This is a genomic window from Enterococcus phoeniculicola ATCC BAA-412 (assembly GCF_000407505.1).
Classification (GTDB): Bacteria; Bacillota; Bacilli; order Lactobacillales; family Enterococcaceae; genus Enterococcus_K; species Enterococcus_K phoeniculicola.
Map to the genome: position 1 here is coordinate 44,005 of NZ_ASWE01000005.1, position 26,503 is coordinate 70,507.

Sequence of the window (26,503 nt, forward strand, 5' to 3'; positions counted from 1 at the left end):
TTAATGTACTTTGAAAAGACGAATCCTCTTAAAATAATCATTTCTTAACTTGCAAATTCACGGATATTCTTACGATAGTAAAAAAGCTGAGTTCTGGCTTATGTCCCAAGCGCCTCTTAAAACCTTATAAATGGTGAAAACAGAAACAGCTTATTTCTTGAAGCCACTTCCAGTCTATTCCACCTACCTAGACAGCTTCGTATAATTACGCCTGAAAAAACATCCCTATCTGATCGACGTATTGCAGCGATTCTTTTAGCGGATAGACCACAAAATCATGCATCATCTCTGGAACAATTGTTGTCTGTAAATTGGTTCCTGTTGATTGCTGGACTTTCTGCTGTAGACGAAGAACATCTGGATATAAAATTTCTGCTGTACCTGCAATCACTAAAAGATAGCCAAGAAAATCAAAACTGCCATAAAGAGGAGAAACTCTTGGATCATCAACTGCCCATTCTCCCGCGTAATTTTTTCCAGCTTCAACCAGTAATTCTTTTTCAAGAAGAACATCCTCTTCCTGTAAGCTGTTTGAGCGAGGGTCACTCACCGAAATATCCAACCATGGAGAAACCAGAGCAATTCTCTTCGGGCGCCGCTGAATATCCAAATCTCTTAAACGTTGTGCCAACGCCATTGCCAAGCCCCCTCCTGCTGAATCACCAAATAAATAAAAAATATCATCAGGATACAACGCCTGCAAGTGTTCAAAGGCTTCTTCTGTTGTTTTCAGGGTTGTTTTTGCCGTGTTTTCTGGTGCTAAAGGATAATCAAAATAGCTCACTTTGAGATTAAAGGTTTTAGCAAAACGCTCCTGAATATTTTTATGAAAGGGTGAGGCTTCTAATGAATAGCCCCCTCCATGTAAATAAAAAACATGCTTTTGAGTAGGTGCTTCTGGTACCAAGGTCAACAACTCTCGTGTTCCAAACGTTTGGTAAACAATATGTATATCTGTTTTCTCCAATTGTTTCTTTGTAATATTTCGACGCTTGGGTGGGGAGACCATCGCTTTGCCCACCAACTTTTTCATACGGACAACTTTAAAGACTTGCTTTACAAAATTTGCTGAATATCGCATAGGCTCCTCCGTTCTTTTCTCTAACTATATCATGGAAAGCTATCCACACTCTACAAAAATGTGTTACACTGCCACTACCTAGTATAAAGGAGGGAGCTCCGATTTCTCACACAGCTAACCGAAGTATTTTATTCGATAATATAAAAGGAATCTTAATTTTTTTAGTGGTTTTTGGCCACGCACTTGAATATTTTCGACTCGATAATCCAGTGATAGAAACACTCTATACATTTATTTATCTTTTTCACATGCCTGTTTTTGTCTTCATCTCAGGTTATTTCTCAAAAAATTTAAATAAAGGGCGGAAAACGGCCGTCACCAATTTTCTTGTGCCTTTTCTTTTACTAAACAGTCTACTCAGTATCGGACTGTTGCTAACAGGGAACATTGATTCGTTTACTATTTTAAATCCGGGATGGACGCTATGGTATTTTTATACGATGTTCATTTGGCGGTTACTTTTGCCAGATTTGATTCGTCTACGGCACATCTTCATTCTTAGTCTAATTGCAGGGATTCTTGCTGGATTTGTTACAGAGTTTGGAACCTTTATGGCACTCGCCCGCACACTCAGCTTTACTCCTTATTTTTTAGCCGGCTATTTTCTAAATGACTCCTCCGTAGAAAAAATTCGTCAATTCAAGTGGCGAAAAATAATTAGCTGGGGAATTATTCTCTTAGGTGCGGTGCTGGCAGTCTCATGGACATTGTTAGACTTTCCTCCTGAAATATTATGGGGCGATCGACCTTTTAGCTTTTTCCAGCTGCCACTTTATCAAAACATTCTCCTTGATGTCATTGAATATCTTATAGGCTTCGGGTTTGTCTTTGTTTTTCTTTCACTAGCAAAAAAAAGAATGCATTTTTATACCCCATGGGGAGCAAATACCTTATCTGTGTATCTCCTTCATATTTATTTCATTGGGCCTGTTCTTTATTTTGCTCAATGGATTCAAAATCCATGGCTTCATTTTGGATTACTTCTCATCGCTTCTTTGCTAACCACGCATATACTGTCTAAGCAAACAGTGGTTACGGTCGTTCGAAAACTCTTAGCAAAGATTATTACTACGATTATGCCACCAAAAAAAGAACATTAATCAACTAGATGCAAAAAAACAGGAACCCTCATGCAGACACTTTGTGAGAAATTTTCTCTAACGAAGAGTCTGTCAGGATGTTCCTGTTTTTTTTTATGCTTTTTTCTTAATCAGTCTTGCTAAAAATGGTAGCTATCTTTTCTGCAAAAGAGAAGGAACTAATCTCCACTGCGTTTCGCTCTCATCAACTTCTAGGCATGGAACATGCTGAAGTTGAAGGCTTCTGTTCTACATTAACTTCTATGGTTCATTTTTTTGATAAAGAATCAAATTTATTTACACATTTTCCTGTATTTCATGTAAAATATTTTATCTTTTTTGTTTTCGCTGATTGATAAACAGTATGCCTAATCCACTTACGATAAACAAACCAATGAGCGTTAATTCAATGTCTGATTCTGAATTTGTTTTTGGAAGAGCGCTATATTTTTTCACAGGAATATAAGAAATTGCCCCCTGTGAATTATTATTTACCGGTTTTTGTAAATCTAGTGGCTTTCCTTTATCAATTGTATCTGTCGGTGTCTGTTCATCAGGTAAAATTGTCACAGCTTTTTCGTATACATAGACGACTTCTATCGTATCCTCTGTAAATACGCCTGATTGATTCATCGGTGTTGCAACAAGAACATAGCCTGGGATAAGTTTTGCAGTTGTCTTGTAAACTTCCCCTAATTTCCCAAATAAGCGCTCTTCTTTTGTTAAAGTATCTCCATCTTGATTCACATAGCGTACGATAACCATTCCAGTATTTTCTGGAATCTCTTTTAGTACATAAACGTAGTTTACTTCTATTGCATCGTAACCAACTGTTCCTTGTGCGTTATCTGGTGTTGCTGTTAATACATAGGTTTTTCCGTCAACAATAATTGTCGCTGGCGCATCTGTTTCATACGCTGTATTGACTCTTTTGCTCATTTCTGTTGATACTTGTAGCTCATTTCCAGCTTCATCTTTGTACGTTACTTTGATTGGTGTAACTTTCACGTATTCCAATGGTACTTCCGTATCTACATTTGGATGAGTCGTTGGTAACTCCTCTGGTTTGGTTACTAGTTCATACCCTGGTATGCTTGGTGGGGTAATTTCTAGCTCATCTCCTGGTTTCCCTGGATACTCTACAGATGGATACCCTGGTATTGGGTCGCCATTTTCATCTTCTGGCGTTGCCGTTACTGTTACTTTTGATGTATCTTTAATAATTTTTATCTGATTATCAGCTGATTCTACTGGTTCTTCTGTACTTGATCTACGTGTACCTACAGAATTATTTGCTAATTTGCCAATTCCTACTTCTGTTGGTATTTTCCCATCATACTCAAATACGATTTGACTGTTTGCACTTAGCACTGTATTCGAAGAAGATTTTATTTTAATTTTTTTGATTTTATCAAAACCTACTTGAGTAGCTTCCGTTTCTGTCAACCAGCTTGAAGCAAAATCTTCTATATAAGTCGCTTGTTGATTCTCCACAGAATAAAAAACTTCATACCCTTTAGGTCCACTTACCGGTCCATCTAGCACCACAGAAAACTCTGAATTTCTCAACTCATTGGTATTATTTAAACGATGATCCCCTACATAAGGCAAGACATCAATACTTTCAATATAATCAAAATTGGAACTGGTTGAATTTGAAATAATAATTTGATATGTAACAGTTGCTCCTGGAACAATATCTGTCGTAGAAAGATATGGTGTATCTGCTCCTTTTTCCTTCACTAATTTATAGGTAGTCAACGCTTCTGCATTCTCTACTTGTAACTGATATTCTGTATACAGTAAAGAATCCTCTGGTGTACTTCCTGGGATTTCTGGAAATTGATTCAATTCAATACTGGCATTTGCATTGGCTTTTCCAACGAAATAGTCTTGTTCACTCCAGTAAAAAAAGCTATCAATTTTATGAGTCGTTAATGCCGCATTGTGATTGATATAGATTTGTAATTTTACTGTCGTAAATGTATTTGAAAGATCTGGCACGTTAAAGAAATAGGCATTTTTCCCTGATCCTTGATAGTTCTCAATAATTTGATCAGGAGTAACATTGTTTCGAGTCTTTGCTTCTAGTCCAGTTGGCAACAGATATACTTGATAAAGGCCTTTTGCTTGTTTATACGTTTGCCCATCCATTGCTTCAAATGTTCCCATCCAATTACTGAAACTGAATTCTTCAGTAAGCTGTACCGTTGACCCTGTGTAAGCTTCTGTAGAACTAATACTTGATGAACGCTTCTCTACTGTATTTCCTAAATATGAAAAATAATTGACAGCAGTACCACTACTTTTTCTCTCACTACCATCTAACAAGATCATTGTACTTTTTATATTTCCATTGAAGTATCCTATGCTTTTATTTGGTGCCAGCTGTCCTACCCTCTCATAGAGGTCATTACTTATCTCTTCAGGAACATCAAAAGTAAATTCAATTGTTACTGATTTTTCAAAAACGTCCCTATTTAAAAATTTCACTGGTGTCTTAAATTTCACTTCATAATTAATAAATTTATCTGATTGAATAGTTATAGGCGTCTCTACATCTGCTGGTAAATCTTCATAGATTTGGGTACGATTTCCATTTGCATCAATCCCATAAACAATATTTTGAGAATATTTAGGAATTTCTTCTGCGATTAATAACTGGGACCCATGATTCAAAGTAATTTTTAAGCTTTTTAAACTTCCGTGTTTTGTCGTTGTATCATAAGAGACAGAATCCAATTCTGTTGCCACGGTATAGTCCTCAGTAGCTGAGTTACCTGCTCTAGGACTAAGCATTACTCGATAATCAAAATCATAGACTTGATCAGTTAGTATAACACTACCCTCTCTATACGTTCCATTGTACACTACACCAGCTTTTACATAAACACTTGTTGCCATAGTAGGTGTAGGTTTTATACTAATTTTTTGATCAAATGGAAACGTATTTTTTAAGTCTAATGTTTGATCATCATTCACATAAGAAAAGGTAGCATCAAAATGAAAAGTATCATTATTTTTTGCACCTTCGTAGTTTACCATTACTTTTGGTTGATAATAGAAATTCCCCGTAAATGTGTTTGCTATTTCTTCTGGCGTTTTCTCCCAAATCACTTTATTCCCTACGATTTGACCCCCCCAGTCAGCAGATACAATGTTCACACCTTCTGGTACAATTAATTCCCAATGATGCAGTCGATTTTCAATACCAATTTGTGCTTTTATCTGCTTTCCATTAAACTTCATTTGAGTTAATAGCTTGATTTCTTTTGCAGAATCATCCAGTTCACCTAGCTCATTGGTTTGATTCTCATAGAAATCTGGTGCGGAAAGTTGTTGAATAAATTCAAATGGATTTGTTTTGGCAATTCCCGTAATTTCACTTTCTTTGAGTAAAGTGCCATCACTTGTATGAAGTTCCTGTTTTACCGTAAATATTTCATTATCTCTAAATGTACTCTTGTTCGTATCCAAATAAAAAGGAAGACTTATGCTACTTCCTGGTGCAAATGTTGTTAGTTCAATATCAACAAAAATTTCCTCAGAATTATTCGGATTATCTGACATTCGCTTATCTGAAATCCCAGCATTTCCTACCAGTGGCCAATTCCCTACCGCCACATTCTGAAACGCTGATTTCTTTAACACGTAACGGATATAAGGCTTAGTATAAACTTCTTGTGAGCCTCCTGTATCTTGTGAATAGCTTAAGGCAGTTTTGAAATTTGCCCGTTCTCCACTCATATATGTATTTCCTGAAAAGTAAGCAGAGCCCGCAAACGAAGAATTATATTCGATTCCAAGTGCAATCTGAGCATTTCTTGAATTCGATTTAACATCTTCCTCTTCTTTTGGTAAACTACTTTCCGTCTGTGCCTCCTCATTACGCTCTTCCTCAACCGTCTTAAATTGAACAGTTGGCTCTTCAATCATCGAAGAAAGCTCCGTAGATGTTGCTACTTCTTCTATAGAAAATTCCGTCACGCTCTCCACATTTTGTGTAGGTATCTCAACTTGTTCTTCACTTTGCACGCTTGGTGTCTCTTCTACTTGATCCGCCAGTGCGAGCACCGGTGCACCAATTGATTGACCCAATAGAATACCTACTAGAATAAGGGAGACTATTCTCTTTTTGATTTTCATTTTTCTTTCCTTCCATTCTTCATTTCAAGTATAAAGCGAGCTCTCCTTCAACAAACAAAGAATATCCCCAAAACATTTTTGTTCGATTTCCCATGAAAGAAAGTCGTTTGTACCTAATTTATATAACTATCCTTATGTGAAGAATTAAATTTCCGATAAAAAATGTTCGTTATTTTTCCACTATAAAGATACATTTTCAGTCTATCATTTTACAAATATCGAAAATTATCAAAAATTTACAGAAAGTAAAAATCACTGAAAAACAACTTCCCATCCCTTATTTGTTACGTTATTCGCAAAACCTGTAAAAGATTCAATTTCTTACGTTTCATGTGAAACATTTTCCCCTTTTCGCTGACTGACAAAGAATGCTAAAACAAACAAACTCCGCTCATTCTGGTAAACGGCTTTGCAGCAACTTACCAGAATAAACGGAGTTTTCCTAACTAATTTCATGAGAGGACAAACCAGGTTTCCCATTGTATTCAGTCAATCTATGAAAATGAGGTATTTTTACTATAGAAAAGAACCTACGATAATAATAATACATTCAGCTACTAACGTACTTCCGAATACCGTAATAAATGTTTGTTTAAATCCAGTTTTATGGTTAAGTCCAGTCAAACTCAAGAAAGTTAACAAAACACCACTTTGAGGGACAATAGTTAGAATATTAGAAGCCACTGCTGCCACTCGATGAATCATTTCAGGATTAAGCCCAGCATCAAGATAATATTGGGCAAAGTTTGGCATCACAATCCCTAATGCACCAGATGAAGAACCTGTAATGGCAGACATTGCTGACGTTAATACAGTCAAACTAATCAACGGGCTCCCCGGAATATTTAAAATTAAGTCTGAAAAGATACCGAATCCTGGAGCAATCATAACGACTGCACCAAAGGCAACAGCAGATGCAGTAGCAAAAATTGGTCCTATTGAGCCGCTTGCGCCAACGCTTAATGTAGAGATTTTATTATCTATATACCCATAAAACAAGATAAATGCCGTAACAATTCCTGTCAGTAAAGCGATATAAATAATATTTTTTTTCATGAACTCATTTCCGACAATACTCCCTACAATTGCTACAATAATCAGCAATGCCAGTGGAGCAACACTCGCAATAAACGAAGGGGTTTTCTTGTCGACTACGTCTTCTTTCTGGCCATTTGTGTAAGTTGCGTAGGTTTCACCTTTTGCCAAGCTCTTTTTTAAACAATACTTCATATAAACTAAGCCAAATACAATACAGCCGATACTCCCTAAAACACTTGGTATTAGAGCTGCTGTTAATGATGTGTTTAAATATTGAATGGGAATAACATTTTGAATTGCGGGCGTTCCAGGTAAGATAGTCATTGTAAACGTAGCAATCCCTAACCACAATGGAACCTGAATCAAGTTCCAGGATAAATCCATTTTCTTAAATAATGATCGAGCTAATGGGAGAACTGCAAACATTACGACAAAGAGACTAATCCCACCATATGTCAAAAGTGCACTAATCAAAAAGATAGCTACCAATACACGGTAAGGATTATCATATCCTACTTTGTTTAAAATAAATTCTGCTATAGAGACTGTTGCACCACTTGTTTCCATTAATTTGGCTAAAATCGAGCCTAGTAGAAAAATAGCAAAATAATTCATAATATAGGTAGATAATGCACCCATGTAATTATTTGCTTCTTTTCCCAATAAGGAATCAACAATAGACATATTATTCAATAACACTACTAAAATCGTTGCCATTGGTGCGGCAATAATAATATTGATTTCTCTTATTGAAAAATAAATGATAGCAGCTACACCTAGTAACACACCAATTGGGGCGATAATTTCCATAAATAGACTCCTTTTTATCTAGAAGAAGAGACAAGAAACTAGGTCTCGTCTCACCTCTTCCTTTATTCATACAAACAAGTTATTGTGCTGTGTACCCGCCATCCAGCAAGACTGGTTGACCAGTAATTCCTTTAGCTTTTTCACTTGCTAAGAATGAGACATAATCAGCAATCTCCTGCACATCAATTAAACGTTTTTGAGGAACAAGTGGGTAAAGGACTTCTTCTAAAACTTTTTCTAATGGAATATTTCTTGTTTTTGACAAATCGTCAAACTGTCCACGAACTAATGGTGTATCAACATACCCTGGACAAATAGCGTTTACTGTCACACCTGTATCCGCCGCTTCTAGCGCAGCAACTTTTGTTAAGCCAATCAGTCCGTGTTTTGCAGAATTGTATGCTGATTTACCCGCAAATCCGATCACACCATTGATAGAAGCCATATTAATAATACGACCGAATCCTTGTTTTTTCATTATTGGAAAGGCGCGCTTGATGGCGATAAATGGTGCAACCAGCATGATTTTCAACATAAATTCATATTTTTCTGTTGGAAAGTCTTCAATCATCGCCACGTGTTGCAGGCCTGCATTATTTACTAAAATGTCTAAGCGCCCATGTTTTTCAACTGTTGAATCAATTGCTTGATTAATCGCTTCTTCACTTGTTACATCACATACTACGCTATCTGCTGCATAACCTTCTGCTGTGTATTCTTTAACGACTTCATTCAATTTTTCTTGATTAATATCTGAAAAGACAACGATCTTTCCTTCCTTTAAAAAAGTTTCTCCAATTTGTTTTCCAATTCCACTTGCTGCACCTGTTACAAATACCACTTGTTTAGTCATAATATTTTCCTCTTTTCACTTTTTATTTTTTTATTAATTGTACTTCTGTCGCTTCTTGAACTTCTTCAAATGTGTAATCTGGATGGATTTCCTCTACAACAATTCCTTCAGGTGTTACATCAAACACACCCATTTCTGTAACAATTTTATCTACAACCTGTGTAGCAGTCAGCGGCAGGGAGCATTCTTTTAAAATCTTCCACTTGCCTTTATTTGTGTGCTCCATCGCAACAATTACTTTCTTGGCACCGACAAGTAAATCCATAGCACCGCCCATTCCAGGAACCATTTTCCCAGGAATCAGATAATTAGCTATATTGCCCTTTTCATCTACTTGAAGAGCCCCCAAAACAGTAGCATCTACGTGTCCTCCACGAATAATTCCAAATGAGGTAGCACTATCAAAAAATGCACCGCCTGGAGCGATTCCCACTACCTGACCTCCTGCATTTACAATCGTGGGATCGGGAATTTCTCCCGCTTTATCTAGACCAATAAACCCGTTTTCTGATTGCAGTGTAATCGATATCCCTTCAGGTAGGTAATTTACCACTTTGGTAGGTAAGCCAATCCCTAAATTCACTAATGAATCATTGGGTAGCTCTAACGCAACACGTCGAGCAATTCGCTCCTGAATTTCATCTTTAGTTAGTTCCTTCATTTTTCCCACTCCCTCCATCAACAAGATAATTTACAAATATATTCGGTGTTTGGACGGTAATCGGATCAATTTCTCCTATTGGCACAATTTTTCGTGCTTCAACAATAGTTGTTTGTGCATTCGCAGCCATCAATTGATTGAAATTATTTTCTGATCCTCGATAGGTCAAATTACCCAGCTCATCTGCTACATCCGCTAAAATAAGTGCAACATCCGCTTTCAATGGTTTTTCTAATAAATACATCTGACCATCTACCTCAATTTTCTGCTTACCTACCTCAATTAATGTTCCAATACCCGTTGGTGTTAAAAATCCACCCAATCCAAATGCTCCTGCACGAATTTGTTCAGCGAGTGTCCCTTGGGGAACTAAGTCAATGATTGTTTCTTTCGCGTTCATCTGGCGTCCAGCTTCTTTATTTAATCCAATATGAGAGGCAATAATTTTAGAAAACTGATGTGTTTCAATCATTTTACCTACCCCTTTACCCGGTAAGCCTGCATCATTACAGATAAGCGTTAAATCTTTTATTCCTTTTTTTACCAGAGCATCTATTAATAATTCAGGCGTGCCATTCGTCATGAAGCCACCCACCATTACCGTGTCTCCGTCTTTTACTAAATCAACGGCTTGTTGAATTCCAATCACTTTTCCCATAATTTTTCCTACCTATCTTTCTACCAGTACGGAAGTCCCTTGCCCGCCACCAATACAAAGCGTCGCAAGTCCTCGTGTTACTGATCGTTTTTCCATCTCATGTAATAAAGTTACCAAAATTCTTGCACCACTTGCACCAATTGGATGACCGATGGCGATTGCTCCCCCATTTACATTGACGATTTCTGGATCTAATCCTAATTCCTGAACCACGCTCAATGCTTGTGATGCAAAGGCTTCATTTGCCTCTACTAACTCTAAATCAGAAATTTTCCAGCCAGCTTTTTCTAAGGCTTTATTTGTTGCTGGAATGGGACCTGTCCCCATAATTTCAGGTGCTACTCCTGCACTTGCATAGCCTTTGATTGTGGCTAGTATAGGTAGACCTAATTCTTCTGCTTTGCTTCTCGTCATCAAGACCACGGCGGCGGCTCCATCATTTAACCCAGAGGCATTTCCTGCTGTAACTGTTCCTGTTCCATCTCTTAGAAAGGCAGGTCGCAGTGACTGAAGCTTTTCAAAAGTTGTCCCTGGCTTTATGTATTCATCCTCTGTAACAAGAATTGGTTCGCCTTTTCTCTGGGGGACTGAAACGGGGATAATTTCTTCCTTAAAACGCCCGCTTTGACTTGCCTGTGAAGCACGATTTTGACTAGTTAATGCAAATTGATCTTGCTGTTCACGAGTAATGGCATATTTTTTTGAGATATTTTCTGCAGTTATGCCCATATGATATTGATGAAATGCATCTGTTAATCCATCATTTACTAGCGTATCAACAATTGCTCCATCACCTAATCGACCACCCCACCGATAATCTTTTAAAACATAACCCGCTTGACTCATATTTTCTGTTCCACCTGCAACAATAATTTCTGCATCTCCGCAAAGAATACTTTGTACAGCTAATTCAATTGCTTTTAAGCCTGATCCACATACCATATCCACTGTGAACGATGGCTTCGTATCAGGAATACCAGCGTGAATAGCTACTTGCCTAGCCACATTTTGCCCTAGACCGGCATGAAGAACATTCCCAAAAATAACTTCATCGACTAAAGATGGATCAATCCCGTTTTTTTTGATTAATCCTTTAACTACTGTCTTTCCTAGTTCAACAGCCGAAACTGTTTTAAATACTCCGCCAAATGATCCAACGGCAGTTCGTAACGCACCAGTAATTACTACTTCTTTACTCATTGCACAAAACTCCTTTATTCTTTTTAAGAAAGCGTTTCCTCTACGTTCACAGAATAACAACTTTTACTTGAAATGAGAAATATATATTTCTTTAGTATATATAAAAATTTTTTATACCCTGAATCCATTGACTTTGTCTTAACAAATGTTTAGTCTTTGTTTTAGAAACTCAATTGGAGGTGTTTGTAGTGGATATTAAGCATTTACGTTATTTCATTGCCGTTGTTGAAAATGACTTTAACCTCAGTCGTACTGCGGAAAGTTTATATATTTCTCAACCCACATTAAGTATTATGATTAATGATTTTGAGGCAAGGCAAGGCATAAAACTATTTAATCGTGAACAAAGCAAGCTTTTAGGATTGACACTTACTGGCAAGCACTATTATCAAGATGCCTTAGAAGTTATAAAAAAATATAATGACATGCAGGAAAACCTACATCGCCATGAACAAAATATAAAGGGCGCCATCACTATTGGAATTCCCCCCTTAGTTCTATCTGTTGTCTTTTCAACGATTATGCCAAAATTAATTTTAAAAAATCCTGATATTCAGTTTACCATTAAAGAATCTGGTGCGTATCAACTACGTCAAGATCTTTTGTTAGAAACAGTCGACATTGCTATCTTACTGCACCCAGAAGGTATTTCAAAAAAAATGATTGATTCCTATCAAATACAATCTTCTGAATTAGCTGTCTTTATGTCTACAAAACATCGTTTAGCAAACCATACCTTACTAGACTGGCCGGATTTACATAATGAAAAAATGGCAATTTTTGATGAAACCTTCATGATTCATCATTTGGTAAAAGCGAAGTTTGAACAGCATAATATTCGCCAAAACATTGTCCTTCAATCTGGTTCATGGGATTTTTTGGTCAACTCCGCACGAATTAATCATGAACTGCTTTCTATTCTTCCTCTTCCTATTGCCGAGCAATATTCATTTGAGGATATTGTCGCTGTCCCAATTAAACAAGCTATTCCTTGGAAAGTGATGTTATGTCGCTTAAAAAAAAGTAATTATAACAGGGTAGAGGAATATATTCTTGATGCACTCTTGGAAGAATTTGATACACAAGCATAAAAAACAATGTCCCTCATCAACATTTGGTTAGGGACATTGCTTTTCTTGTACTATTTACTTTTCCTCTTCCTGATTAAGTAGACAAATTGGTGAAAATTTTTAAGCGCTGCTCTTCACTTTCTATTAACGATTCTAAACTTATTATGATTTACTGACTATTGGTGAAGAGCCCATTTTCTAGTGATTCAAGTCGATAACTGATTTGGTTTTGCTCCTCCTCTGTAAAGTAATGAGTAAAGTAGGGATATAGTTTTGCTAGCCAATAGCGTTCATTGGGCTTATAGCCATATAAATAAATCCCTCTTATTAATACTTCCCCATGCAGCTCTTTACAAACTTCCCCATAATATTGACAACGAATTTGTAAGCACCGATGTTGCTGCAACGCTGCTTCAGCAGAGCCGTCTTGCATATAGTGCTGATAAATTTTCTTTTCAATTTTTTGAATGTCCCACTGGAAAATCTGGTTTAGTGAAATTCTTGATAGAGTCATCCATTCTCCTCCTTTAAAATTTTTTCTTTCCTCGATGTGTCTATAAGTAGTAACGAATGTTTTTATGAGAATGGTAAAGAATAAACCTATTTTTAAGTTTCACGTGTAACAAAAAAAGTCCCATACAAAGTAGCTAATCTCTACTTAATATGGAACAAAATAATACATGTTCTTTGTCTATGAAAAATATATTTTGGGAATTTCCTTCAAAAATGACGTTTTTCTTTAGATTGTCACAGCTTTCTGGTTAGTCCACGAAAGCCATGTCTTACTGTTAACCAAGGGTGCACTAAAAGCATTCTTGGACCTGAATAGCGCATAATCTGCTTCATTTGGTTACGATATACTTCCTGATAACAATGGACTGGACATTTTTGACAGGTTGTTTTTTCTTCACCAAACTGACAAAAGGCTAAGCGCTGATTCGCATAGCTAGCCATACGTTTTTCAGGGATTTCACCTTTATTTTTCTTATAGTATAATTCAATCATACAGGCAATTAGCTTCATTTCTTCTCGAATGATTGGCCCCTCATTCTTCGTTCGAACAGACCTAGACATTAAATTCAAAGTCCACTGGTTCTATTTTAAATAAGGTACGCAAAATCTCATTGGTTTTCTCAGCAAGCAGCGTATAATCTTCTATTTCTTTCAACGCTTGAACCGCTTGGCCATTCGCTGTGTAGATTACTTGTCTATAGTCTTCAGTAAGAAGGACTTTCTGTTGGTCTTTCTTAAATTGAATCGCATCTTCAAAGTCATCTGTCATTACCATTTCTTGCTTCCAGCCTGCTTTTAATGCAAAAATCATCACAAGTGATTCTACATCTAATGCTTCAATTGTTTGAGGACGTCCTTCAGAAAATTCTATCAGATAGGTAACACTATGGACAGGGCCACAAGCATTACAGCCTCCTTCTGTCAAAAAATCTTCGCTCATAATGGTTGCTTTCATATTACTCCTCCCACTTTCTCTTATTCTCTTTTCTCATTATAAGCCTATTTGTGGTATATTTCACTTGTTTTTTACTTAACAAAGAGGTTCACCTATCGATGTAGAAATGGACCTTTTTATGTTTTTTTGAGAAAAGTACCGATACAGAAAGAGGCATATCAACGAATGGATGCTCTCATTCGGATTGAAAAACATCCTACGATTAGCCATTATCCACTCAACTTCTGATTGTCTGCTGTTTCTATTGCTAATGCGAATATACCGCTTTTCATTCTGCGAACATTTCTAAAAGAAAACTCACTTCCTGTGGAATCTTTAAAGTTCGTTAAATGCAGTTACTATTGCTTCTACGGTAAACCCATATTCTTTGATGACTGTCTCTCCTGGAGCACTTGCCCCAAAGGTATCAATAGCAATAATCTTGCCCTCATTTCCAGCATACCGTTCCCAACCAAAACTTGAGGCCATTTCAACAGCTACACGCTTCTTCATTTCTGAGGGGAGAACACTTTCTTTGTACTCTGCTGATTGTGCTTCAAAAATATCGAAACTTGGGATAGAAACAACAGAGACATCTATATTTTGTTTAGACAGCTCTTGTTGCGCCTTGTAAACAAGATTGACTTCTGATCCTGTTGCAATCAAAATCCCCTCAGGTTTGTCACCCTTAGCTGGTGAAAGAATATAACCGCCTTTAGCCAAATTTTGATCTGCATTTTCCTTTGTTCCTGGAAGAACAGGCAGATTCTGACGACTCAAAACTAAAACTGTTGGGGTGTCAGTTGACTCCATGGCAATTTTCCACGCCGCTCGAGTCTCATTTCCATCTGCCGGACGGATAACATGAACATTAGGAATACAACGTAAGCTTGCTAGTTGTTCAACAGGTTCATGCGTGGGGCCATCTTCTCCAACTGCCACAGAATCATGGGTTAACACATACGTCACTGGTGTCTTTTGAATAGCAGCTAGTCTGAGTGCTGGACGTAAGTAGTCTGCAAAAACAAAAAATGTTCCACCATATACTTTAGTCCCTCCATGAAGTTGGATACCATTCATAGCAGCAGCCATTGCAAATTCACGAACACCAAACCAAATATTTCTACCTTCGTATTGACCTGGTTCAAAATCTTTTTCAGTAGCCACCATGGTATTATTTGATGAGGAAAGGTCAGCAGATCCACCCCAAAATCCTGGGATTTTCTGAGATAAGCTCTGAATCATTTCTTTTGAGGAGACTCTGCTTGCTTGACTAAATCCTTCTTCGTAATCTGGCATTTTTGACGCCCAATCTATTGGCAGCTTTCCTGCAAATGCCTGACTAAATTCTTCTGCTAAGTCTGGAAAGTTTTGGGTGTATTCTGTAAATAAGTTCTGCCATTGTGCTTCAGCTTCTGCCCCGCGATTAATAACTGTCTCTTTAAAACGAACCGCAACTTCTTTTGGCACTGAGAACTCTGAATAGCGCCAGTTATAGGATTCTTTAGCCACTTCAACACCTTTAGAACCTAATGGTGCACCATGAACTTTATTTGTTCCTTCATTTGGAGCGCCAAAGCCAATCACCGTTTTCACTTCAATCAAAGTTGGTTTTTCTGTTTCTTTTTGAGCTGCTTCAATCGCATCAGAAATTGCTTGCAAGTTATTCCCATCACTGACTAAGATATGCTGCCAACCGTATGCTTCAAACCGTTTACCCACATTTTCAGTGAATGATTTTGAGGTAGGTCCATCTAGTGATATATCGTTTGAATCATATAAAACGATTAGTTTGCCTAATTTCAAATGACCAGCCATAGAAGCGGCTTCTTGAGAAACGCCCTCCATTAAGTCACCATCTCCACAAATCGTATAGGTATAGTGATTAATGATTTCATAATTTGGCTGATTATACTTAGCTGACAGATGCGCTTCTGCCATTGCCATCCCCACCGACATAGAAAAACCTTGCCCTAAAGGACCTGTAGTAGCTTCTACACCATCTGTATGGTGCACTTCCGGATGTCCTGGAGTTTTTGATCCCCATTGACGAAACTGTTTTAAGTCATCAATCGTTAGTTGATAGCCAGCACAATGAAGCAAGCTATACAAAAGTGCTGAACCATGCCCCGCAGATAGTATAAATCTGTCACGGTCTGCCCAATTTCTAGAAGTTTTGGGATTAATTTTTAGAAATCTACTCCATAACGCATACGCCATTGGTGCTGCTCCAAGAGGTAATCCTGGATGACCCGAGTTCGCGGCTTCAATGGAATCCATACTCAAAGTTCTTAACGTGTTCACTGCTAATTGATCAATTTTATCAAACAACATGTCTTCCTCCTTCGCTCATATAAAAACTGGAACAAGCATCTTGACTCAGCTTCAAGAAGTACCAGTTATCGGAAAATTCATCCTCTGTTCGAAAATAAACTTATGAATAACCTGCTACATTTTTGAACTGCAACGTCACAAGAATTCTTGTTCCAGTATATTTTTACTTATTCAATGACTTTTCCTGTCATATCGTTATAGTCTTTTTTCATGATTTCCCATGATTTTTTTATGCTGCTATCCAATCCGAATAACCCACTTCGACCAACAATGTAGATATCTGGCCCTGCTTCATCAATCCGTTTAAATGATTTTCGATTAGAGGACCCATCCATTTCAATGACATAATTGTATCCTTTTTCTTCACGAAGTTTACGAAGCTCTACGATTTTTTGTAAAGTAGATTCAATAAATCGTTGACCAGCAAACCCCGGATCAATAGTCATAATCGTTATTTTATCGACTAACTCAATATAAGGAAAAATCACTTCAATCGGTGTTTCCGGATTTAAGACAACACCTGCCTTCAAACCTGCCTCATGAATGGAATCAATCAACCGAAAAGCCATTGCGTCCAACAATTCAACATGCATACAAATCCATTCACACTTCATGTCAATTAATTGATTCACCCAAAAACTTTGATCGGTAACCATTAAGTGAGCAGACATAGGCAACTTACTGATTTTTCGTACTTCTTCAATAAACCAAGGTGATAAGGTAATATTTGGTACATAGTGACCATCCATAATATCAATATGGTATGAATCAACATGGTCATTTAAAAATTCAATTTGTTCTTTAAATTTATCGAGATCCATCGTCATTAATGATGGAGAAAATTTTACTTTAGTCATTTTTTACGACTCCCTTATTTGTTCTGGAATGATTGCCAATCTTCCATAAATTATTCGTTACCTTTATCCGTTAACGGATGATTCCATAAAGCTTTATACAACGCTGGAGGTATTGTTACAATGTGGGCACCTTGTAAGGATAGCTTTTTCCACGTGTTCTGGATTGTGAACACTTGCTGTAGCTAGAAAAAATTCCATTCCTTGTCCTCCGCTTTGAAATTAGTTTTATTCTCGTGTTCATTTTAGAAAATTTGAATATCGTCTAAGCTGATATCCTCCTCTTCTTTTTCAACCACTACATCCCTATCTTCCTCTTTGATATTTTTCTTGATTACAGCCAACACTACTGCAGTTACTACTACGTTTACTAAAATAGCAATCACACCAGCCCACGGTTTAGACATTGTTGGTATCATTAATACGCCGCCAAACGGAACTGTTGCGTCAGCGCCTAGAATCATTGTGGTCGCTCCACCAGCAAACCCACCAATTGCTGTTGCCACTACACCGCGGACGATGTCGTTCATTACTAATGGAATCACGCCTTCAACGATATTGATAACTCCCATAGGAACTGCTGATTTCAAAGTTTCTACTTCCAATTTTGAATAGATATTCTTACCAAAAAGTTTTGCGATAAAGTAGGCTAAGCCAAAACCGATAGGAGTAGCCGTATTCACTAACTGTAATGCCGTGATTGGCCCATTTAATCCCTCTGCTTGCATTGTTAGTACGAAGGCAAAGACTGTTTTATTGATTGGTCCTCCGTAATCAACACCACTTAGTACACCGATAATCCCTCCAAAGATTAGTAAGGAAGAGTTTCCTAAACCATCTAAAAAGTTTGTTAATAACGAGGTTAAGAAAGCTACAGGCGTACCAATTAGATAGACCATTACTAATCCACCTAAAATAGATGCAATAAATGGAATAATTAATGTTGGCATCAATCCTTTTGCCCAATTTGGAACTTTTACATAGTTTAAAATTGCTAATACAAGATATCCTGCAAGATACCCACCTAAAATACCACCAATAAAGCCAGCTCCAACAGCATTTGCCGTCAGACCAATAATGAACCCAGGTGCAATACCCGGTTTAGCTGCAATTGAGTAGGAGATACCCGTTGCAATAACAACAGGTAGTAAACCTAAAGCTGCACCACCCATAGTTGCCAATGCATCAAAGATACCAAACTTCCCAGGCTCTAATGTTCCTTGAGCTGTACCACCAAACGCCATACCTAGTGCAATCAAGAATCCTGCCCCACAAACAATGGGGATCAAATAAGAAATTGCAGTTAACAAATGTCCTTTCAAGTTAAGCTTTTTTATTGTATCCATGAATCTTTCCTCCTTATTATTTATACCGTTACTTATTTCTTTACGACTTCCATTACTTTTTCAATCAAATTTGTCTGATGACTTTATTGCTACTTCTGTCTATTTCTATAAGCGTTGCCTATTCCTGTTACAGTATTTTCAAGCTTTTTGATTCAATATATACGTATATACGGTAATTTCTGTGCTATACATAAGGCTTTTTTTACAAGTTTCATGCGAATATCACTTTTTTTCTATACGAAAGCTGCAACAACCTGCTTTGCATCTTTCGCTTGAATTAATTGTTCAACGACTTCATCATTTCCTAATTTTCGTGCAAATAATGACAACAATTTTAAATGATTCTGAGCGCCATCGTTATCATCGCCAACTACGAATAAAATAATCCCTTTAACTCCTTTGCCATCCAATGTTTCCCAAGGAATTTCATGCTCTGTTACACCAATAGCAACACCTACTTTAGTAACGAACCTACTTTTCCCATGAGGAATAGCAATGTAGTTGCCAATACCTGTTTGTCCTTCAGCTTCGCGAGCATAAATATCCTGAATGAAGCCATCAATATTGGATATATAGCCATTTTCTAAAAGCATACTTGCTAATTCTCTTAGGACTTCATCTTTATTTGTGCCAATTAATTGTGTTTTTATAATGTTTGGATCAATAATTTCTTTTACGTCCATTTACTACCACTCCCTTTTATTGGTTATTCACTACTTCCACAGCTTTTTCAATTAATTTGTTGGGTGATTTTACCGCTACTTCTGTTGGTACTTGAATAACTTTTTTCCCGTCGAACCGTTCACGACCACTGATTTTCACATCAATAGCTAAAATAACTATGTCTGCCTCTTGAATTTGTTCAGACGTTAAGGCATTTTCAACACCAATCGTTCCTTGTGTTTCTACATGCATTTCATAACCAGCTTTTTTTGCTGCATTTACTAATTTTTCTTGTGCAATATACGTGTGGGCAATCCCTACTGTACATGCGGCTACTCCTACGATTTTCATAATAATTTCCTCCATAATTTAGATAGTTTTTATCGTTTTTAAGCGATCAACAAACTCTTCGTCCGCTAACTTGCGCATAAAATCAATAATTTTATGTTTACCTTCCTCACTTTCGTTTGGAGAAAGAAGGATGACAATGAGTAATTCAATATTGGCTATTTCACTACTCCAATATTGAATTCGTGCTTTTGGTTGAATGATTGCTACAAAACTCTGATTTACTAATTCAGACTCAATATGAGGGAGAATAACCCCTTCATCTATTTGAATATTTCCTGTTTCCTCTCTTTCATATAAAGCATGTTTAAGTAATAGTGCCTCTGCACTCCCTTGTGAAAAAAGTTGACTACTAATAAATTCATAAGCTTCTTCTCGATTAGATATTTCTGTCTCAGAAAATAATTGAATAAGGTTATCGTTCATTGTAGATGTCCTCGATTTTCTTTTGAATTCGCGTTTGATCATCAGCAGTCAACATCGCGCTAACTACTAATGAATTCACCGGCAGCGCTTCTTTAATTCCGATTGTTGTTAAAATTAACTCTATCTCTGGCGACTTCTCTAAGGATTTTTTATAATTTTTAGTAGCAATCACATCTATCACATTTAGCTCAGGGAACTTTTTAGCTACTTTCGCTTTCAAAAGTTCTGATGTTCCAACACCTGTTGTGCACATAATCAGTGTTTGGATAGGTAATTGATGTGTTTCAATGATTCTAGCGAAGTAGAGGGTAATAAATCCTACCTCATCTTGGTTAATTTTCGGTAATCTATATTTCTCACTTACCTCCAAAGCAACGTCTGAAACAAAGTTGAAAATCGTCTCATAGGTCAGTTTTATTTGATCTAATAACCCATTTTTCACTCGAATTTTATTTTCTAATCGATTAAGCATGGGCTTGATATGATTGGCTAAATCCATATAAATAGACTCATTTTTGGTGTTTATTTTTAAACGCTTGCCTACTTCATCTAAAAAATAATTTGTAATCTCTTCCACCTCAGAACTAAATGTTTGTTTCTTATCGGACTCATTTTTCATTCTTGATGAAAGAAGATACTGATAAAGATAATAAATCTCGCTAACCGGTAGTTTTGTAGACATATAAGCTTCTACATTTCTAATGATCTCTATGGCAATATCTCTAATTTGTGGGTTATCATCTAACGCTTTTAACTGGGTAACAACTAGTTTTTCACCACTTATTTGGTGATTCATTTTTCTAAATCGACTAATCATTATGTATAAGTGAGAAAAAATATTTACGTTGTACGGATATGGAATATCTCCACCTAGCTGTTTCTCAATCGTTCTAAGCTGATCGGATACAAATAACACATCATACCGATTAAAATTCCATTCATCAGAAGACTTTATTTCATCTAAATCAATAATATTTAAACGCTGAATCAGCTCTGCTATTGCATGGCGAATATTTTCTTCTTTACCTCTGATAGCTAAAGTACGATTTTTCCTCATAAGTTTTAAATCAAATTTTTTTATTTTTTGAGAAATCATCTTCTCATCATTTGAAATAGCAGAATCCCCAACATAGAAATCACCAAAAAGGTCTAATATCCGTAATGCTTTAGGAGAGGATAAAAGGAGCTCTTCCATTACTCGATCTTGCCTTTGATTTGGTGAAATATCGTCAGCTTGCTTCACAGCCGGTTCATCCAACTCGATATATTTTTCATAATCAAGCTTATATCCACGACCTTTTTCAGATAACACTAAATTTCCATTTGGAAATTCATCATTTATCTTTTTAACTAAACGGTAGACAGTTTTGGTCGAAGTTTCTATTAAACATGCAAGCTCTTCTGCAGTAATATAGTCACGCTGTTTAGAAAGTAAGAGCTTTAATTTATTCATTCGATCAATTTGACTGGTCATCTGTTGTCCCCCCTTTGCCTCTTCATCATACGATAGTTCCTCTTGAATCTCCCACTGTCTTTTGTCCATTGCAACAGACACTTATGTATACGTTTGCATTTTTTGTCATTTCTAACCTTTTTATTCTATCAATGATTTAGCTTGAATAGTTTGTTAGGTTAAAGATTAAAAGAGGACCTCACACAGCAGTACTAGACATTCTCCTCACTACACATCCTCATTCTTAAGGACTGTAACCAAACTGGATAAAAAAGACGCCCCTTTTTTCCAAGGCGTCGATTGTTTGTTTTGTGGCTGATCTCTGTTTTCTTCTATAAGTTGCGTACCCTACCTCATAAAATTTTCTTATTGATGCTACCAACATTCTCAGCACTATCGTTCATCTCTTCCACCGTTCGAATAACTCTTTATCTACTAGATACTGTGAGACTGCTGATAAAAGATTTTTAACTACATATAAAAAAAAGTGAGATATAACTATCTAAGTTATGCCCCACCTCGTAAACGCTTAATAAAGGTTAGGAATAGAAGCACCTCATCTCCACTTCGTTTCGCTCTCATCAATCTCTAAAAGCGGGACGGAGAATTGAAGATCTCCACTTCATTTGTTTCTCAACAACTCTTACGCATGGACAGGCTAGAAGTTGAAGGCTCCGAAAATAAGCTGAAGGTACATCCGATACACTATTCCTGAAAGAAATAACTGTAGAGACGTATCTACTTGGTGCTGTAAATCACGTAGTTTCACTTTCGATGATGCATAGTACCTGTTCTCGGAGCTGAACATTTCTGTCCCGACCTCTTTCTCAATATATGACTGTCTACTTAGAATTTCAAAAAAAGATCCGTTATAAATACAATAACCAAAGCTAATATGCTAAATATTAACGTAAATGTAAATACAATAAGTATTTTTTCAGAAATATACTTTTTCTTATTTCGTTTCTTTTGTAACTCTTCTAAATTTGAATTTCCTTCTGAAAAAGCGATAATTTCTTTATATGTTTTTATATTATGTTTCTTTTTCGCTCTTTCTATTTTCATCGCAAAATACATACTGATTGCCCATAAAATGGCAAAAGGAATATACCCTTTTACACCAAAAATAGTAATGCTCGGAACCCCTATTATCAATCCCAATACCATAAATAACAGCATTCCTTTAACATCTTTATCCATTTTTTCGTTTGCAATAGCATTCTTCATAATTATCATGTCTCCTTTAACTAATTCATCTAAGGAGATATCAAAAAGAATACTTAAAGCGACTAAATTATGAATATCAGGATAACTTCTATCATTTTCCCATTTAGAAATAGTTTGCCGAGTAACATATATTTTTTCTGCTAACATTTCTTGTGAAAGGAGATTTAGTTCCCGATATTTTTTTAATTGTTTGCTAAAGTTCATTTTGTTTCCTCCTAGTGAGTTCAGAATAGAATAAAACAAGATAATTGTCTGTCTATTATCGTGGACAATAGCTGGCTGTCCCGTGTATACATTCGTTTACCTAGGTAATTTACCCAGGTACAATCGAGCATATTTACTTACTGTATTAAATAACTAATTCAAGTACTTCTGTTGAACGGGGATTTCCTAACTGATCTTTCCAGTTATTTTCGATTCTTTTAATCCGTTTAAATCCAACCGATTCATACAGGGCTAATGCTCTTAAATTTTCAGGAGCTACATGAATTTCTATTCTTTTCGCATTCTTTTGTAGTTTAATTAGATTTATTCCTTCTAAAAGAGCTTGCTTGCCATAGCCTTGACCTTGATAGCTATAATTCCCTATTTTAATATCGAACGTATATGTATCTTTTGATAATTTAGAATATGCAAATTCGCCTATTTCGACTCCTGAATCACTTAAAATAATCAAAAACGCTGAATCCTTTGTATCTTCATATCGCTTAATCGCCTGACATACATCCGTAAGTGTTATAGAAAGCCCATTTGGAAATCCTACTGGTTCCATTACTTTTCCATTTGTCCACCATTCATATAGTTTAGCAACATCTTTTTGTGTTACTTCTCTTAAGCAGACCTTTCTTTTTTCAGTCATATTTACAGTCCTTTCCCTATTAAAAAAATAGCCTCATACTCAGAACATTTTTTATCAACTACTAGTCACCACTCGCTTACCCATTCTTTTTAACCCCACTTCACTCTCATTACTCTCTAAAAGTGGGATACTTTAAGAAGTGAAAATCTCCTCTACGGTTCTCGTTCTTCTTCGCATGAAGCATGCTTTGGATGAAAATTTCTCTTGCATATTGGTATGGATAATAAAGACTCTCATTCAAATTATACCCTATAGCTATACTAACGGAAGCGTTTTTCAAACAAAAAAAGATACCATCAAATGATTGGTATCCGGAATTTCTCAGACAGTCCAAGTCCTCAATTTTTTCTAAATAGACTATTAATAACTATTATTCTCTTTCTGCCAGCTCCATGATTGTTCTTTGAATTTTCTTCAATCGATCAGCCGAAGGGTATGATTCTACTGCAAGAATCGGCTTTGTCACGTTTGAAATGCTTAACGTAAAACTTGTAAGAATCAAATCATAGGCTTGAATAATCTTCCTCCACTCTTTTTCTGGGTAATCATAGAGATTCACATGTGAAATTTCATAATTTCCCATCAAATTATTTCTCAAATAACTAGATAAATAATGCTCATGGGTTGGGCTGATAATAGAGATGATTAATAAATGAATTTTTTTCTTGTAATAAGACAATTTCTCTAAAATATTAGGACATGAGGTAAGTAGAATGTAGATTTGATTAAATACCCCATCCTCAGCAACTTCTAACTCATTTTCTACTAAAAATCTCTGGTAAATTTTGAATAGTCTTTGTATTTGACAAGGATATCGTTCTTCCATAGTTGATACAAAATTATAACGCTGAGTCGCAATAAGGTATAAAAAGTCTCTCGTTGGCCGATAGATAATCAATTCGTTTAGGATGGTTGTTTTTAGATGGATGTATTGATCTTCTGTCCAATTTACCTGTAAGTTTCTCTTCAAATAGATTAAATATTTATCTGTATTATCAGAAATTTCATCTATACTTTTTGACTCCTTCTGAGCTATTTCAAGTTGTTTTTTTGTATAGATTATGTACTTCCCATAATATAGCCATAAACATTCCTTTTGAATAGCAGGTGACCATTCTATCCCGTATTCCTGCCGAATGATGCTGGCATACTGGTCATTTAATTTATGTACAGGTGAACAAATACTTTGTGTTTCCAATGTCTTTTCTTCAAACGGATGGTTATTTTTCAATCGAAGTAAACTAATATGAAAGTTATATAATAAGCGTAGCTGCATAACTGAGGAATGAGTAAATCCATTTGCTTCTTTAAAAGCATGGATTATGAATTGAGCTGCTGCTGCTGTTTCCTCTCTAGGATATAACTGTTTGACGCTTACTTTCTTTTCTCTATAGTATAAATAAAACAAATGACGAATCATCGCTTCATTTCCAACCATACGCAATGGCATCTTTTGAATCGTTATATTCCATGGACGTAAGCAATCTGATAAACGATTTAAAATTCTATGTGCTGAAGGAATACTAATGAATAGGTAATTAGCCGCACGTTTCACTGTAGGAAATTTTTCATATAACAATAATTCAAGTAGCTGAAATTCTACAGATTGAGATAAAAAATAGGCATAGGCTGTATCTATCCCTATATAATCAGGTCGATTCAATTTGAAGGAATTGTTCTTTTTCTCAATAGAAAAAAAATCAAGTGAATCATTAATACTAGCTACATCATTCAATACTACAGGTCCAGAACAATGATTCAACTCTTGAATTTGCTCAACAGAAACAACTTCTTTTGAATAGTAAAGACTCTCGATAATAGTCAGCTTTCTTAGCAATTCACGATTTAATAAACTTCTTAAATTCATCAGCCAACTCCTCTTTCTTTTTAAATAACCATTTTTACTTTATGTCTACATTCTAATATACTTCTATTTATATAGCTTGCTTTTTGCCTATTATAAAAAAAGTAGATGAGTTCAACTCATCTACTTGCTTATCTTATTCGTTCAAACATAGCAATAAAAAACTGCATAAGTTGACTATCTACTACGTGCTTCCACCTGATTCTTTCATCCATGCAAAACAAATATAATTTCATTTTTCTCCGTATATCTGAGCGAGATTCGCTCGCTTTCATTTACAAAGGCCAACAAAGTAAACTTCTCTCTCTTATTCATGGGCTGCATCGCATTATTTGGGTACTGTTTACTAAATGCTTGTAATGAAATAGACCCATACTTTTCTAAATACTTCTCTAACTCCTTTAAAATCTGTCTATCCATATACATCCCTTTTCCATCACATCTTCTTTTTATTATCATATAGTAAAAAACAGAGACCGTTGAATCATTTTTTTTATAAAAAAACATGAAAACTGATATATATTTTTTTATTTAAATAAAAAAGATAAAACAGCTCGTCAATTATGCATAAATATGTATATTTATACTTTTCAAGCTAAAAAATTAAGAAATTCAATTCTTTTTTAAAAAAACAAAAATTCCCATCATATGATTTCTATTTTTAGAATTTATTCAGGATAAAGTAAAGAAAAATACTATTTCAGCTGTTTTTATAGACTATTTTAACCAACTTTTCACTAAAAACACCTACTATTCAACTTTTTTAAAATAACATTCTTATATTAACTCAAAAAATAGTAAACTATCTATTTGATCCATCAAATTTTTTTGAATCGAAAATAAAATAACAATAATAGAATAAAAGAAGGGAATTGTTGTACTTTTGATAAATAAACTCTTATTTGAACTTAACTTTGATATTTTTTTAGAATCATAAAATTATCAACAATTTTTTAAAATTTTTTGTTTTGATCAAAAAATGACTTCCTATTAAATTTATTTATCAACAGGAATATATGAGTCTAATTCTCCAATTAAAATAACACTCTTATTTAGTAATTTTTTTATTTCCATCCTTATTCTACA

At 35.8% G+C, this 26,503-nt stretch carries 23 protein-coding genes; 2 read left to right on the forward strand and 21 right to left on the reverse strand.

All coding sequences use genetic code 11. The features are described 5' to 3' along the window. Positions 1-205 precede the first annotated feature (205 nt). Positions 206-1,081 carry an alpha/beta hydrolase fold domain-containing protein gene (locus I589_RS16435; protein WP_010766848.1) on the reverse strand — a complete coding sequence of 292 codons (876 nt, stop codon included), beginning with the start codon at positions 1,079-1,081 and terminating at the stop codon, positions 206-208. A 125-nt stretch (positions 1,082-1,206) separates the two neighbouring features. Here I589_RS16435 and I589_RS16440 point away from each other — a divergent pair, with 125 nt between their 5' ends. After that, positions 1,207-2,181, forward strand: coding sequence for an acyltransferase family protein (locus tag I589_RS16440; protein ID WP_425386983.1), 975 nt, complete (start codon positions 1,207-1,209; stop codon positions 2,179-2,181). 309 nt (positions 2,182-2,490) lie between these two features. On the opposite strand, the gene I589_RS16450 is transcribed toward I589_RS16440, so the two are convergent. The 6 genes from I589_RS16450 to I589_RS16475 form a co-directional block, all read right to left on the reverse strand. Beyond that, entirely contained in the window at positions 2,491-6,306 is a 3,816-nt protein-coding gene (locus I589_RS16450) for a MucBP domain-containing protein (protein ID WP_010766846.1), read from the reverse strand. A gap of 516 nt (positions 6,307-6,822) precedes the next feature. Then, positions 6,823-8,154: a GntP family permease gene (locus tag I589_RS16455; RefSeq protein WP_010766845.1), complete on the reverse strand. Its 1,332-nt coding sequence runs from the start codon at positions 8,152-8,154 to the stop codon at positions 6,823-6,825. A 79-nt stretch (positions 8,155-8,233) separates the two neighbouring features. Continuing rightward, complete coding sequence (locus tag I589_RS16460; RefSeq protein WP_010766844.1) at positions 8,234-9,007, reverse strand: 3-hydroxybutyrate dehydrogenase; 774 nt, start codon at positions 9,005-9,007, stop codon at positions 8,234-8,236. 22 nt (positions 9,008-9,029) lie between these two features. Next, the gene (locus tag I589_RS16465) at positions 9,030-9,668 is read right to left on the reverse strand and encodes a 3-oxoacid CoA-transferase subunit B (protein WP_010766843.1); all 639 of its coding nucleotides are present in this window, start codon (positions 9,666-9,668) and stop codon (positions 9,030-9,032) included. Next, the gene (locus I589_RS16470; protein ID WP_010766842.1) at positions 9,652-10,326 is read right to left on the reverse strand and encodes a CoA transferase subunit A; all 675 of its coding nucleotides are present in this window, start codon (positions 10,324-10,326) and stop codon (positions 9,652-9,654) included. The genes I589_RS16465 and I589_RS16470 overlap by 17 nt, the downstream gene beginning before the upstream one ends. Positions 10,327-10,338: 12 nt before the next feature. Beyond that, positions 10,339-11,526, reverse strand: coding sequence for an acetyl-CoA C-acetyltransferase (locus tag I589_RS16475; RefSeq protein WP_010766841.1), 1,188 nt, complete (start codon positions 11,524-11,526; stop codon positions 10,339-10,341). A 188-nt stretch (positions 11,527-11,714) separates the two neighbouring features. Between I589_RS16475 and I589_RS16480 the strand changes: the two genes are divergently transcribed. Next, positions 11,715-12,617 (forward strand): LysR family transcriptional regulator, encoded by a 903-nt coding sequence (locus I589_RS16480; protein WP_010766840.1) that lies wholly within the window; start codon positions 11,715-11,717, stop codon positions 12,615-12,617. Positions 12,618-12,765: 148 nt separating this feature from the next. Here the strand turns inward: I589_RS16480 and I589_RS16485 are convergent, their stop codons facing one another. The 14 genes from I589_RS16485 to I589_RS16550 all read right to left on the reverse strand — a co-directional run bounded on the left by I589_RS16485 (position 12,766) and on the right by I589_RS16550 (position 25,837). Further along, a complete protein-coding gene (locus tag I589_RS16485; protein ID WP_010766839.1) occupies positions 12,766-13,110 on the reverse strand; it encodes a hypothetical protein in 345 nt (114 codons plus the stop codon). 233 nt (positions 13,111-13,343) lie between these two features. Next, positions 13,344-13,670 carry a nitrous oxide-stimulated promoter family protein gene (locus I589_RS16490; protein WP_010766838.1) on the reverse strand — a complete coding sequence of 109 codons (327 nt, stop codon included), beginning with the start codon at positions 13,668-13,670 and terminating at the stop codon, positions 13,344-13,346. Continuing rightward, entirely contained in the window at positions 13,663-14,064 is a 402-nt protein-coding gene (locus tag I589_RS16495) for a DUF4809 family protein (protein ID WP_010766837.1), read from the reverse strand. Before I589_RS16495 ends, I589_RS16490 begins: the two co-directional genes overlap by 8 nt. A gap of 315 nt (positions 14,065-14,379) precedes the next feature. Beyond that, a complete protein-coding gene (tkt, locus tag I589_RS16500) occupies positions 14,380-16,374 on the reverse strand; it encodes a transketolase (RefSeq protein WP_034685554.1) in 1,995 nt (664 codons plus the stop codon). Between the two features lie 170 nt (positions 16,375-16,544). Next, positions 16,545-17,234, reverse strand: coding sequence for a D-allulose 6-phosphate 3-epimerase (gene alsE / locus I589_RS16505; protein WP_010766835.1), 690 nt, complete (start codon positions 17,232-17,234; stop codon positions 16,545-16,547). A 242-nt stretch (positions 17,235-17,476) separates the two neighbouring features. Continuing rightward, a complete protein-coding gene (locus I589_RS16510) occupies positions 17,477-18,577 on the reverse strand; it encodes a PTS fructose transporter subunit IIC (RefSeq protein WP_010766834.1) in 1,101 nt (366 codons plus the stop codon). Positions 18,578-18,810: 233 nt separating this feature from the next. Further along, positions 18,811-19,260, reverse strand: coding sequence for a PTS sugar transporter subunit IIA (locus I589_RS16515; protein WP_010766833.1), 450 nt, complete (start codon positions 19,258-19,260; stop codon positions 18,811-18,813). 16 nt (positions 19,261-19,276) lie between these two features. Beyond that, positions 19,277-19,591 carry a PTS fructose transporter subunit IIB gene (locus I589_RS16520; RefSeq protein ID WP_010766832.1) on the reverse strand — a complete coding sequence of 105 codons (315 nt, stop codon included), beginning with the start codon at positions 19,589-19,591 and terminating at the stop codon, positions 19,277-19,279. A gap of 18 nt (positions 19,592-19,609) precedes the next feature. Beyond that, the gene (locus tag I589_RS16525; protein ID WP_010766831.1) at positions 19,610-20,014 is read right to left on the reverse strand and encodes a PTS sugar transporter subunit IIA; all 405 of its coding nucleotides are present in this window, start codon (positions 20,012-20,014) and stop codon (positions 19,610-19,612) included. Next, entirely contained in the window at positions 20,004-21,488 is a 1,485-nt protein-coding gene (locus I589_RS16530; RefSeq protein ID WP_010766830.1) for a BglG family transcription antiterminator, read from the reverse strand. Before I589_RS16530 ends, I589_RS16525 begins: the two co-directional genes overlap by 11 nt. 825 nt (positions 21,489-22,313) lie before the next feature. Beyond that, a complete protein-coding gene (locus I589_RS16535) occupies positions 22,314-22,898 on the reverse strand; it encodes a helix-turn-helix domain-containing protein (RefSeq protein ID WP_010766829.1) in 585 nt (194 codons plus the stop codon). Between the two features lie 145 nt (positions 22,899-23,043). After that, positions 23,044-23,553: a GNAT family N-acetyltransferase gene (locus tag I589_RS16540; RefSeq protein WP_010766828.1), complete on the reverse strand. Its 510-nt coding sequence runs from the start codon at positions 23,551-23,553 to the stop codon at positions 23,044-23,046. A gap of 370 nt (positions 23,554-23,923) precedes the next feature. Then, positions 23,924-25,420, reverse strand: coding sequence for an AcpB/EbpR/MafR family transcriptional regulator (locus tag I589_RS16545; protein WP_010766827.1), 1,497 nt, complete (start codon positions 25,418-25,420; stop codon positions 23,924-23,926). A gap of 204 nt (positions 25,421-25,624) precedes the next feature. Then, positions 25,625-25,837: a hypothetical protein gene (locus I589_RS16550; protein WP_034685544.1), complete on the reverse strand. Its 213-nt coding sequence runs from the start codon at positions 25,835-25,837 to the stop codon at positions 25,625-25,627. Positions 25,838-26,503: the final 666 nt, after the last annotated feature.